Consider the following 12,549-nt stretch of genomic DNA (forward strand, 5'->3'; position numbering starts at 1 on the left):
AAAGGTACAGCGGCTTACTGCTGCAGGCAAGCGGACTGGTTACGGTGGTTCAGGAATTGTACAAGGTCATTCCAGGGCATGGGGCGGGCAAAGTAATAGCCCTGGATCTCATCGCAGTGCTGCTGGCGCAGGAATTCCAGCTGGCTTTCGGTTTCAACACCCTCCGCCACCACGCTGATCTGCAGGCTGTGGGCCAGGCTGATGATGGCCCGGATGATGTGCTCGGCATCCGCCGACTGCCCCAGTTCCTGGACGAAGGATTTGTCGATTTTCACCAGGGAAATGGGCAGGTGTTGCAGATTGCTCAGGGATGAAAAACCGGTACCGAAGTCATCCAGGGCAAAGCTGATGCCTAGCTGATTGAGTTCCCGCAGGCATCGCTGGGCGTAATCCGGATCGTGCATCATGGCGCTTTCGGTCAGTTCCAGCTCCAGCAGGCTGGTGTCGACGTTAGCGTTGAAAATAATCCGGAAGATGGTTTCGGTCATCTTGCGGTCGTGGAACTGGCGGAACGACAGATTGACCGCAAATACCAGGCCGGGAAAGCCCATTTCGGCGCTTTCCTGCAGGCGCTTGCAGGCCTGCTCTATAACCCAGTAACCAATGGGTACAATCAGGCCACTGCGCTCCGCCACCGGTATGAACTCGTCGGGCCCCACCAGGCCTCGCTTGGGATGATTCCAGCGCAGAAGGCACTCGACGCCACGAACCTCTTCGGTCGCCAGATCGATTCTTGGTTGATAGTAGAGCTCCAGCTCTTTACCGCGTAAAGCGTTACGCAAATCCGCTTCCAACCGGAGCTGGTAGCCAGCAGAAATATGTAACTGCCGGTCATAGAACCGATAACTGGTACCCGGGTCCCGTTTGGCCTCGAACATCGCCCGGTTGGCCCGCCTCAGCAGTTCTTCCGGGCTGTCGCCCGCCTCGGGATAGGTCGCCACGCCCAGGCTGGCGCTGACCACAATCATCTGGCCGTCAACGGTCAGCGGCTCATCCAGTGCAACCACCACCTTACGGATAATCTGGGTAATATCGAGCGAGTCTTCCACCTTCTCGATAATAATCGCCAACTCGTCGCCGCCGATGCGCATCAGCGAATCCACCCGACGCATCTTCTGCCGCAGCCGCTCCGCCAGCCGGAACATCAACTGGTCGCTTTTCTGATAACCGAAGGATTCGTTGATACTGCGAAAATCATCGACATTGAGATGCAGGAGTGCCAGCCGGTGGCCAGCTCTCTCCGCCCGCAACAGCGCCTGCTGCAGGCGATCGAAGAACAGGTCCCTATTGATAAACCCGGTTGCCACCTCACGGCCTAACTGGCCGTGGGCCGACTCGGACAGCTGCACGCGATACCAGAGATACTTCACCGCCCGGCGAAAACTCCAACGATCCAGGGTCTGCCGGCACAGGTAGTCAGACGCACCGTCCTGCAGCAATTTACCCCCGCGTTCATTGCAGGGCTCCGCACTGAGGGCAAGCACCGGTTTGTCTTCACTTGAAACCGATAGGTACTGAAGGAAAGACTGTTCGTCACCACCGTGAAAAATGCAGTCCCAAACAATGACATCGAAACTGGCGTTGCGGATAAGATCATCACAATCCACGAGGTCCGGGCACCATATGGCGTCCGGACTGATTTCCGGATCGTCTTGCAGCAGTGCGGATAACCACAGAAAATCCGCGTATTCCGGGGTCAGTACCAGCAGGCGTAGACAATCAGGTCTGGTGTCCAAAGACAGTGTCATCGAGCAAAATCCATGTGTCGGCCAACAGCAACGTCCATTCTAGGAAGCATAGCTGATAGATCGCCAAGGTACAGAAAGTCTGGCTGGTGTAGAATAGCCCCACGCTAAATACCTCCCCATGGTTCCCTATTTGGTCGCTACATTGTGAACAAGCTCAACCCGAGACAACGCGAAGCGGTTCGCTACGCTGAAGGCCCTCTGCTGGTGCTGGCCGGGGCGGGTAGTGGCAAAACCAGTGTAATCACCCGCAAGATTGCCTATCTGATTGAGGAACTGGGCATTCCGGGGCGACACATTGCCGCCGTGACCTTCACCAACAAGGCCGCCCGGGAAATGAAGGAACGGGTCAGCCGGATTGTTGACCGGGGTAAGGCCCGGGGGCTGATTGTGTCCACCTTCCATAACCTGGGGCTGAATATCATCCGGGAGGAACATACGCACCTGGGCTACCACCCCGGTTTCTCCATCTTCGATGCCGAAGATGCCAAAGCCCTGCTGCAGGACCTGATGATGCGAGAGGCCAGCGCCGAGGCCGGTGACGAGCTGAACGATGTACAGATGACCATCTCGTCCTGGAAGAACGCCATGCGCAGTCCGCCGGAAGCCTACAGCAAGGCTGCTGACGAGCGAGAGCAGCGCATCGCCATTGTCTACAAGCACTACAACGAGTATCTGAAAGCCTATAACGCGGTGGATTTTGACGACCTGATCCTGCTGCCGGTGCAGTTGTTCCGGGACACCCCCGACGTGCTGGCCAAATGGCGCCGGAAAATCCGTTACATGCTGGTGGATGAATATCAGGACACCAACGTGTGCCAGTATGAACTGGTCAAACAACTGGTCGCAGAGCGGGCAGCGTTTACCGTGGTGGGCGACGACGACCAGTCCATCTACGCCTGGCGTGGTGCCCGGCCGGAAAACCTGGCACAACTCAAAGAAGACTTTCCCAGCCTGAAGATCGTCAAGCTGGAGCAGAACTACCGCTCCACCGGCCGCATCCTTCGCAGTGCCAACACGGTGATTGCCAACAACCCCCACGTGTTCGAGAAGGCCCTGTGGAGTGACCACACCATCGGCGAGGAAATTCGCATCATCCGATGCCGCAACGAAGACGCGGAAACCGAGCGGGTGGCCACAGAGATCCTGGACCAGAAGCTGAAGAACGGGCTCGATTTCAAAGACTTTGCCGTGCTGTACCGGGGCAACCACCAGGCCCGGTTGCTGGAAATGAAGCTTCAGGCGTATCAGATCCCCTACCGGATCTCCGGTGGGCAGTCGTTCTTCTCCAAGAACGAGATCAAGGATGCCATGTCGTACCTGCGCCTGATGATCAACCCGGATGATGACGCCGCCTTCCTGCGGGTGGTGAACGTGCCTCGCCGGGAGATTGGCCCGCGCACCCTGGAACAGCTGAGCCACTACGCTCGCGCTCGCAACGTCAGCCTGTTCAAGGCACTGGGCGATATGGGCGCGGAAACCCACGTCACCGAGAAAGGCCTGGACCGGCTGCGCCGCTTTGCCCACTGGGTGGACAAAACCTGTGAACGGCTGTTTTCGGAAGATCCGATACCGGTGATCAAGCAGCTGTTCACCGACATTGAATACGAAGAATGGCTGCACCAGCACTCCGGCAGCCCGAAGCAGGCCGAACGGCGGATGGAGAACATCTGGTACCTGGTGGAATCGATCCAGCGCATGCTGGACGACGGCAAGGGTACCGCCGATGAACTGGGCATAGAAGATGCCATCGCCAAACTGATTCTGCGAGACATGATGGAGCAGCGGGAGGAGGAAGACGACAGCGACAAGGTGCAGTTGCTGACTCTGCACGCCTCCAAGGGCCTGGAGTTCCCCCATGTTTTCATCATGGGCCTGGAAGAGGAAATCCTCCCACACCGCACCAGCATTGAGGAGGGCAACATCGAAGAGGAGCGTCGCCTGATGTATGTGGGTATCACCCGGGCCAGGGAAACCCTGGCGCTGACCTATGCCGCCTCACGCAAACAGTACGGCGAGAAACTGGAGACCATTCCCAGCCGGTTTCTGGACGAGCTGCCGGAAGACGATGTTCGCTGGGAAGGTCTCGGGGACCAGGACAAAGAGGTCAACCAGAAGAAAGGCAAGGCAACCCTGAGCGCCCTGCTGGGCGACCTACGCGAGTAACACTGTCAGACAATATTACATTTTTTGAAACTTTTCCCGCTCCCCTTCGTATGAACAGGCAGTGGTCGCATAGACCACCGCATGCCAAACAAATACAAAACAAGGGAGCATACGATGAATAGAACAAGAATCGGTTTTTACAGGGGTGTCCCCATTTTGTTGGGCGCCGCCTATCTTTCAGGCTGCGGCGGTGACGGCGCTGAATCGGGCAATACCGCCGACACACGCACCGAAGCGCCAGCAGTCGCGGACGCGGCTCAACCGTCGCCCAGGCCTCTGCCCGCCATCCCGGAGAATTACTCACCCATCGGCGTGTTCAGCGCACCGTTCGCCGAACCCACCATCGTGGTGGATGGTGAAGTGGTCGAAACCGACGAAAAGTGCATCACCACCGAAGACGGTCTGCAGGAATGTAAGCCGGCCGCCGGCACCATGGCGCTGCTTCCGGACGACCGCCTTCTTTACCTGAATGCGCTGGAGGGAACCGAAAACGTTGAGTTGTCCATTGTTGCAGAGTTCGGCGAGGTATCGGTAAACGACCAGACACGGGTGCTGTCACTGGGCAACGACGATCGCCCCGACTGGCTGAAACCCTCCCCGCTACGCGGTGGTGCCAACCCGGACGGCAACGACAGTGAGACGTTGCTTGGCGGAACGCCACTGGACGGTTTGCTGGACACCGCCGACAACACCAACCGGAACGATGGTGCCCTGTTCTGCTCTGACGTGATCGGGCTCGCGGATGGCAGTGTCATGGCCGTCGGCGGCACCGACTATTATTCCGAGCCGGGCATTGATGGCTTACCCCTGGGGGTAGCTGAGCTGGAAGGCATCAAGAATTCCCGGATCTTTGATCCGACCACCAATACCTGGCGACAAACGGGAGACATGAACTTCGGCCGCTGGTATCCCTCCATGGTCACGCTGCCAGACAGCAAAATCTTTGTTGCCAGCGGCGTCACCAAACTGCTTAAGCCGGTTTATCCCGAGGAGCCCATCAACTCCGGCCGCAACGTGGTGCAAACGGAAACCTTCAACCCCTGCACCGGCGTGTGGAGCCAAAATCCCAGCACCGCTGATCGTTCTCTGCCTCTGTACCCGCGCTTGCACCTGCTACCTAACGGCCACGTGCTCTACAACGCCGGTGGCCAGGCCTTCAATCCCTTTGGCCAGGGTTATGACCAGGCACTCTGGAACATTGTCGCCACCTTTGACCCTGCCAGCCAGCGTTGGAATGACATTGGCTATGCCGGCCTGCCGTTGCGGCTGGACGAAGTCGGTTTGGGGCAACTTGCCAGCACGCTCAATCTGACCAACCTGACCGAAGAGCAGCTCCGGTTGTTTACCGAAGACCTGTTATCCAGCACGGATGGACTGATCAGCTCCGTCACGGATCTACTGACCAGCCCGGACGATTCGCTCCTGACAACCGACACGCTGGTCAAAGCCATAGGCGGTGGTATGCGGGGCTCCACCTCCTCAACCATGCTACCGTTAAGGCCGAACGAGAACGGCGAGTACAACGACGTTGAACTGCTCACAGCCGGTGGCGTGCCCAGCTATGCACTGCTGACCAGCCCCGGCGGCTACCTGCCTACCGATCAGAGCCGAATCGATCGGATTGAAACCAATGGCGATCAGATTGGCTATGAATCACGGCTGACTGGCGCCCTGAACCAGCCGCGCTGGTATGGAACCAATGTGGTGATGCCCGACGGCAGCGTGATGGTATTCAGTGGTGGCACCCGAGACGGCGTCGTCTTGCCGGGGCTTGAAGGCGCCATCATGACCGCTGAGCGATTTGATCCGGACACCGAAACCTGGACCGAAATGGCCAGCGGCCATCGCCCACGCACCTATCACAACACCGCCGTGTTGATGGCCGATGGCCGGGTCATGATTGGCGGGCACGCTCCGATCAACACAGCGTATTTGTCTCACATCAGCCTGGAAGACTTCGGGCTTGCCCCGAACGATGGCCGGGACCCAAGCTTCGAGATCTACACACCGCCCTACGCCATGCGTAATGATCGGCCGACCATTCTGTCTGCACCGGAGCAGCTCAGTGTTGGCGATAGCTTTACCATTCAGGTGGACCAGGCCCAGGACATCGACAAGGTGTTGCTGATCCGGAGAACGGTGATGACTCACCTGATTGATGGCGATCAGCGGGCGATTGAGCTGCCAGTCAAGGCTCGCAACGGCCGCAACCTGCAACTGGAAATGCCCGGGAAACAGAGCGTTGTGCCTGCGGGGCAGTATATGTTGTTCGTCAGCAAATCCACGCCGGAAGGGCGGGTACCCTCGGTTTCTGCACCGATTGCGGTGGTAAACGAAGCGCTCCAGTGCCAGGGCGATGCCACCATGGCGCAGCTGGGCCAGGACATGTTTGAGCTGTTGCCTGGCATATCCGGCTGAGGAGACGACCATGCAGATGACAAAAAAAACACGGACATCGCCCATAAGTACGGCGGTTGCGCTGCTCGCCACGTGTTTGCCCGCTGCCGTGCTGGCGCACGGCGCCGTTGAAGTGGACAACGCGCCGGAGCACATCATTCAGGCCAGTATCAGCCAGCCTGCGGCGATCCCCGGGCTGTCTGCGGTCATTCTGGATGCTCCACAACCGGGCATCCTGGTGTCCTACCGTGGGAGCCATGTTCTTACCGTAGAGGACACACAAGGCCAGGGGTTGCTGAGATTCAGCCCGGAAGGTGTGATGGCAAACCGTTCGAGCGCAGACTGGCCGGACCTGAGCCAGGCAAGGCCAGGCATGGTCAACAGCAGCACCAACGGCCGCTCTTGGGTCAAGGTATCTGCGACGCCGAGTTTTGGCTGGATGGATCCACGCCTGGGCGTTGAACACGGAGAGGGGCTCTGGCGAATTCCTGTTCGTACAGTTTCGGGCGCACAGTCTGAGATCCGGGGACTGCTAACCAGGAAACCGCTACCCAAGGAAGATCATCACTAACCCTTAGAAAATAAAACAGCCCCTTAAAGGGGCTGTTTTATTCATACCGAGGTTCTCAAGCCAAATTACTGGCTCTGCTCGATGATGAACTCGATGGACGCAACAATTTCTTCGTCAGAGCAGCTGGCACAACCACCTTTTGCCGGCATGGCGTTAAAGCCATTGATGGCGTGGTCAATCAGGGTGTCCATGCCTTTCTCGATGCGAGGGCCCCACTGATCGGCGTTACCAATTACCGGAGCACCGGCAGCACCTGTGGTGTGGCATGCCATACAAGCGGCATCGTAGACTTCGCTACCGGAGCGAGGACCGGAGCTGGCCGATTCAGCCGGAGCTGCCGCCGCATCACCGCAGTCTTCACCCTGCAGACACACCTGGCCTACCGGCTTGATACGGTCACGGATCTCATCTTCAACACTTGCCAGTGCGGCACCAGCGGCCAGGCCAAAACCCAGAGCAACAACAGCCAGGACTCTCTTCATCTTCACAATGCACCTCGCATTTGAGCGTTATAATCTTTCGGTGGCAGCATTATAGCGATTGAGCCCCCGCAAAAAAACCAAAGGCCAGAAACAGAATTTGATTTCAACCATTTTAGTGACAGTTTCGTAGGCTATAACGGAACTGAAGCTAATTCCGGTTACCATACCTGCTAACCGTGTGGTTTAACATTATTCTGGCCAGAACAGGGAGTCGCATGTCTGACAACACCCCCCACCGCCTGCGCAAACCGCTGTTGATCGTCGAGTTTTCGAGCCTGGCGATTTTGTTGGCTTCGATGGCCTGGTTCGGCAACCAGTCCACCGTTGAGAATCCGGTGAGCGCCGCCTGGCTACTTGTTCCGGCGGTGGCCAGCCTGGGTGTTTTCCTGAGCTTCATCGGCCTGATGTATCTGCGCTGGGTGGCGTCTGCCAACAACGAGGACAACACCCGGCACAAACTGATTTTTCTCCTGCTGGCACTGAGCCTGCTCGGCGTCTGGGTTTACAGCATTGCCAATACCTGGCTCAGCCTGACCGCCACCAATTGAGAGGACGCGATGAAAGGATATCATTACGGTTTTTCAGCCGGGGCACTTGCCTTGATACTCTCGGCCGCCAGCGCCACTTTGGCGGCTCAGGCTGTGCCCGAAGAACAGAACGAAACCGTTAACTGTGCGTTGATCCGCGATGGCATTCAGCGACTTGCCTGCTACGACGCCCAGAATGATCCGAATACCGCCAGAGAATCAGCAGACGAAGACGCGCTGGAGCAAGCCGATGAGGAAGCGGCTGCGTTGGTCGCGGATGACACCAGCCGCGAGGAAATGGTTGGCGATGCCCTGGGGGATGATCCGGATGCCGGCGTGATGGCAGCTTTGGTTGATAATTATCTGACTGCAGAGAAAGCCATTTTCGCATTCACTGGAAGCTTTGTAACTCACCGCCCCAACTACATACTCCCGATCACCTATGTCGACGACCCCAACCCGAGGCCGGTCAGCCCGCGGCTGGGTACCGGGGGGTATGACTACGGTCTGGAGGAGGAGGAAGCGAAATACCAGATCAGTTTCAAGATTCCCCTGCTGACCGGCATCTTTGATGATCGCACAACCCTCTGGTTCGGCTACACCCAGCAGTCCTATTGGCAGGTGTACAACACCAAAGAGTCCGCTCCCTTCCGGGAGACCAACTACGAGCCCGAGATATTTTTCCGGCACCGGCTGAACTGGGATCTGGGGCCGGGCAACCTGAGTGCAGTGTCACTGGGCTTCAATCATCAGTCCAACGGTCAATCAGAACCCCGGTCACGCAGCTGGAACCGGATTACCGGCACAGCGGCATACAGCTACGACCGCTGGCTGTTCATGGTGAACCCCTGGTTTCGACTGCCGGAGAGCAGCCGCGATGACGACAACTCGGATATTGAGAAGTATCTTGGGCACGGCAGTTACCATGCCGTCTATAAGCTGACAGAGGACCGTACGTTCTCACTGAAACTTTTGAATAATATGCGTTCTACCAATCGGACGTCGGTGGAGTTCGGGTACAGTTTCCCGATGGGGGATACGTTGAAGGGCTTTTTCCAGTACTACAACGGGTATGGGGAGAGTTTGATTGATTATAATGAGCGTATTGAGCGCTTTGGGGTGGGTATTATGCTGAATAACTGGCTGTAGTAAATATAGTTCAAGACCGGGGTAAGGGGGAGGGCTTCCAAAACGGAAACCGTGGCTTTCCTGATAGTTTTGGAAACCCTCCCCCTTACCCCGGTCCCGAAGCCCATCCGTGGTTTCAACTCACAGTCTTAATTCTTGTTCAGTCTGTCCATTTCCTGCAGTAACTCTTCCGTTTTCGCCTCCATCAACGCTTTGTCTGCCCTGGATTCCACGTTCAGGCGAACCACCGGTTCGGTGTTGGACATCCGGAGGTTGAAGCGCCAGTTGTCGAATTCGACGCTCAGGCCGTCTACGAAGCTGACGCTCTTGGCTCCCACGGAGTATTTGGCTTCGATGGCGGCGATGACCTTGGGGGGATCGTTGATGGTGCGGTTGATTTCGCCGCTGGCCGGGTAGGCTTCGATTCTGGCGTCGATCAGGGACGACAGAGTTTGGCCGGACTGGCACAGGCGTTCGGCGATCAGTAGCCAGGGGATCATGCCGCTGTCGCAGTAGGCGAAGTCACGGAAGTAGTGGTGGGCGCTCATTTCGCCGCCGTAGACGGCGTCTTCGTCGCGCATTCTCTGCTTGATGAAGGCGTGGCCGGTTTTGCTTTCAATCGCTTTGCCGCCGGCGGCTTTGACCAGGTCCAGGGTGTTCCAGGTGAGGCGGGGGTCGTGGATAACTTTGCCACCGCCGGTCTTGCGCAGGAACTGGTCGGCCAGCAAGCCCACTACATAGTAGCCTTCAATGAACCGGCCGTTTTCGTCGAAGAAGAAGCAGCGGTCGTAGTCGCCGTCCCAGGCGATGCCCATGGCTGCACCGTGTTCGATCACGGCATCTGCGGTGGCGGTGCGGTTCTCCGGCAGGATCGGGTTGGGTACGCCGTTGGGGAAGTGGCCATCCGGCTGGTGGTGCACTTTCACGAACTCGAATGGCAGGTGCTGTTCCAGTTCGTCAATCACCAGCCCTGCACCACCGTTACCCGCGTTGCAGACGATGGTCATGGGCTTGAGGCTGCCCGCATCGATGTAGCCCAGCAGGTGGTCTACATAGGCACTCATCACTTCCAGTGTCTCGTAACGGCCCTGTTCCGGGGCGTTGGCGAAGGGCTCCAGAACCCGGTCCCGAATGTCGTTCAGGCCGTTGTCGGAGCTGATCGGCCGTGATTCGGGGCCAACCATTTTCATGCCGTTGTGGTCTTTCGGGTTATGGCTGGCAGTCACCATGATGCCGCCGTCCATGCCGTAGTGGCTGGTAGCAAAATACACCTGCTCGGTGCCACAAAGGCCAATGTCATATACATCCGCGCCGGCGGCCATCAGGCCGGAGCTCAAGGCTTCTGTGATTTCCGGGCTCGAGAGCCGGATGTCGTAACCCACGATGACTTTTTTTGCGCCGGTAATGGCCACGTAGGCCCGGCCAATCTTTTCAGCCAGCGTGGGGTTAAGCTGGTCCGGCACCCGACCGCGAAGGTCGTAGGCCTTGAAACAGGACAGGTCCATTGTCAGTGCTTACTCCGCTGCAGAAGATTGAAGCTGAATGTAATTCTGGATACCCATCTGCGAAATCATTTCCAGTTGGGTTTCCAGCCAGTCGATGTGCTCTTCTTCGCTATCGAGGATGCTGCGGAACAGTTCACGGCTGGTAAAGTCCTGCACCTGCTCGCAATAGAGGATGGCTTCTTTCAGATCGGTGTGGGCAATGTGCTCGAGTTTCAGATCGCACTCGATCATTTCCTGGACGTTTTCGCCGATCAGCAGCTTATTCAGGTCTTGCAGGTTGGGCAGGCCTTCGAGGAACAGAATGCGCTCGATCAGCTGATCGGCGTGTTTCATTTCATCGATGGATTCTTCATATTCCTTGGCCGCCAGCTTGGTAATACCCCAGTCCTTGTACATGCGCGAGTGCAGAAAGTACTGGTTGATCGCCGTCAGCTCGTTGGCGAGCACTTTATTCAGGAACTGAATGACCTTTTTATCGCCTTTCATAGCCGGAGTCCTTTGATTTGCTGAGTTGTCAGCTAGTCAGGATAGCCGGTTTGTAGCCGATAAAAAATGTCTGTGGCATTTTTAAGAGGGTTTCGCGCCCCGAGATGAGGAGTCTGGCGCCCGCCAGTGTCAGGCGGGCTGGGCCAGCATGTTGGCAAGGGTCAGGTAGTCAGGAGAACGTGCTTCTTTCAGGATTTCCCGGGCCGTACAGGCGCAACGACCACACTGGCGACCAACACCCAACTCTTTGCCCAACTGACGCATGGAGCTGATACCGTTATCTGCCGCTTCGCGGATTTCTCTGTCTGTTACCCCGACACACAAGCATACATACATAGGAGACACTCACCAACTGAAAAACGTTAGTGATAATTATTGTCATTACAAACGAGAATTGCAACCATTTGTACTTAACTTTTTGCTAATAAATGTATCAGATCATCCAGAAGGCCAGCGGCAGGAACAACGCCGTGAATACGCCCGTCAGCCCCATCCCCAGAGAAGCAAAGGCGCCGGCAGTATGACTGATCTCAAACGCACGGGCCGTGCCAATGGCGTGACCATTGAGGCCAAGGGCAAAACCGATGATGCGGTCGTCGGTAATCCGAAGCCAGCGGGCGCACCAGTCCACGAACAGTGATGCCAGCACACCGGTGATCAGCAGCCCGCCCAGTGTGAGCGACACCGACCCGCCCAACTCCTCAGTGATACCCATGGCAATGGGTGCGGTAACCGACTTGGGCGCCAGCGATGCCAGAACCATGGGCGCCGCTCCCATCAACCAGGCAATAGCCAGGGCATAGAACGCCGCCAGGCTTGCGGCCAGGGGCAGCGTCACCATAATCGGCCGCCACAGCGCCCGGATGTGATGCATCTGTTGATACAGGGGAACACCAAGCGCAACCGTTGCCGGCCCCAGCAGCACCGTTAGCCAACGCGCACCCGCCTCGTAACGTTCAAAGCCCAGGCCACTGGCGGCCACCACCGCCGCCAGCAACAGCGCTGCAATCATCACCGGCGGCAACCACAACGGGCGCCGCAGCCTGGCAAACAGCCACTGGGCCACGATAAAGGCGCCCAGGGTCAGACCGATGGACAACATGGGGCCAGCCGTCCATGCCGCCAGCAAAGCGTTGAATCCGCCCGGTTGATCAGTCATGTTGATCACCTCGGGCTTGCTCGGTCGTCAGTTTCTTCATCAACAGCAACGTGGTGAATACACTCAGCAAGGTGCCTAAAACCAACGCCACCACCACGGCTGTCCAGTGTCCGGCAAACTGATCCGCAATAAAAAACACACCAACAACACCGGGTGTGATCAGTAACACCAGAACCGATATCAGCCCCTGGCTGGCTGCCGCCAGCTCGTCGGTTACCCGCCCGCGAAGCATCAGGGTAAAGGTTGCCATCACCATACCCAGAACACCACCGCTGATGGGCAGCCCCACCAGTACACGCACCGCTTCACCCAGCAGAAAAAACACCACCAGAACCAGAAAACCCCGCAACACCACCATGCCGCTATGCCCTGCCAAGTCAAAA

12 protein-coding genes are annotated in these 12,549 nt (G+C 57.5%); 5 read left to right on the forward strand and 7 right to left on the reverse strand.

Annotation, left to right across the window (positions count from 1 at the left end; translation table 11 throughout):
• Positions 1-14: 14 nt before the first annotated feature.
• On the reverse strand, positions 15-1,748 hold the full coding sequence (locus tag ACZ5Q2_RS02205; RefSeq protein ID WP_061333464.1) for a GGDEF/EAL domain-containing response regulator: 1,734 nt from the start codon (positions 1,746-1,748) through the stop codon (positions 15-17).
• A gap of 144 nt (positions 1,749-1,892) precedes the next feature.
• On the opposite strand from ACZ5Q2_RS02205, the gene rep reads away from it, so the two are divergent.
• From rep to ACZ5Q2_RS02220, 3 genes are all read left to right on the forward strand, one after another.
• A complete protein-coding gene (gene rep, locus ACZ5Q2_RS02210; RefSeq protein WP_432210491.1) occupies positions 1,893-3,911 on the forward strand; it encodes a DNA helicase Rep in 2,019 nt (672 codons plus the stop codon).
• A gap of 114 nt (positions 3,912-4,025) precedes the next feature.
• On the forward strand, positions 4,026-6,329 hold the full coding sequence (locus ACZ5Q2_RS02215) for a galactose oxidase-like domain-containing protein (RefSeq protein ID WP_432210490.1): 2,304 nt from the start codon (positions 4,026-4,028) through the stop codon (positions 6,327-6,329).
• Positions 6,330-6,339: 10 nt separating this feature from the next.
• Positions 6,340-6,879: a hypothetical protein gene (locus ACZ5Q2_RS02220; RefSeq protein WP_061333466.1), complete on the forward strand. Its 540-nt coding sequence runs from the start codon at positions 6,340-6,342 to the stop codon at positions 6,877-6,879.
• A 65-nt stretch (positions 6,880-6,944) separates the two neighbouring features.
• Here ACZ5Q2_RS02220 and ACZ5Q2_RS02225 read toward each other — a convergent pair whose 3' ends face one another.
• Positions 6,945-7,361: a c-type cytochrome gene (locus ACZ5Q2_RS02225; protein ID WP_061333467.1), complete on the reverse strand. Its 417-nt coding sequence runs from the start codon at positions 7,359-7,361 to the stop codon at positions 6,945-6,947.
• A 215-nt stretch (positions 7,362-7,576) separates the two neighbouring features.
• Here ACZ5Q2_RS02225 and ACZ5Q2_RS02230 point away from each other — a divergent pair, with 215 nt between their 5' ends.
• On the forward strand, positions 7,577-7,909 hold the full coding sequence (locus ACZ5Q2_RS02230) for a hypothetical protein (RefSeq protein WP_061333468.1): 333 nt from the start codon (positions 7,577-7,579) through the stop codon (positions 7,907-7,909).
• A gap of 9 nt (positions 7,910-7,918) precedes the next feature.
• Complete coding sequence (locus tag ACZ5Q2_RS02235) at positions 7,919-9,037, forward strand: phospholipase A (RefSeq protein WP_061333469.1); 1,119 nt, start codon at positions 7,919-7,921, stop codon at positions 9,035-9,037.
• A gap of 128 nt (positions 9,038-9,165) precedes the next feature.
• Here the strand turns inward: ACZ5Q2_RS02235 and ACZ5Q2_RS02240 are convergent, their stop codons facing one another.
• The 5 genes from ACZ5Q2_RS02240 to ACZ5Q2_RS02260 all read right to left on the reverse strand — a co-directional run bounded on the left by ACZ5Q2_RS02240 (position 9,166) and on the right by ACZ5Q2_RS02260 (position 12,524).
• Positions 9,166-10,521, reverse strand: coding sequence for a phosphohexomutase domain-containing protein (locus tag ACZ5Q2_RS02240; RefSeq protein WP_061333470.1), 1,356 nt, complete (start codon positions 10,519-10,521; stop codon positions 9,166-9,168).
• Positions 10,522-10,530: 9 nt separating this feature from the next.
• The gene (gene bfr / locus ACZ5Q2_RS02245) at positions 10,531-11,007 is read right to left on the reverse strand and encodes a bacterioferritin (RefSeq protein ID WP_061333471.1); all 477 of its coding nucleotides are present in this window, start codon (positions 11,005-11,007) and stop codon (positions 10,531-10,533) included.
• Positions 11,008-11,136: 129 nt separating this feature from the next.
• A complete protein-coding gene (locus ACZ5Q2_RS02250; RefSeq protein ID WP_061333472.1) occupies positions 11,137-11,343 on the reverse strand; it encodes a bacterioferritin-associated ferredoxin in 207 nt (68 codons plus the stop codon).
• Positions 11,344-11,440: 97 nt separating this feature from the next.
• Complete coding sequence (locus tag ACZ5Q2_RS02255; protein WP_061333473.1) at positions 11,441-12,166, reverse strand: LrgB family protein; 726 nt, start codon at positions 12,164-12,166, stop codon at positions 11,441-11,443.
• Positions 12,159-12,524, reverse strand: a complete 366-nt coding sequence (locus tag ACZ5Q2_RS02260; RefSeq protein WP_061333474.1) for a CidA/LrgA family protein — start codon at positions 12,522-12,524, stop codon at positions 12,159-12,161. The genes ACZ5Q2_RS02255 and ACZ5Q2_RS02260 overlap by 8 nt, the downstream gene beginning before the upstream one ends.
• Between the last annotated feature and the right edge of the window lie 25 nt (positions 12,525-12,549).

The sequence above is a fragment of the Marinobacter alkaliphilus genome (assembly GCF_055394375.1).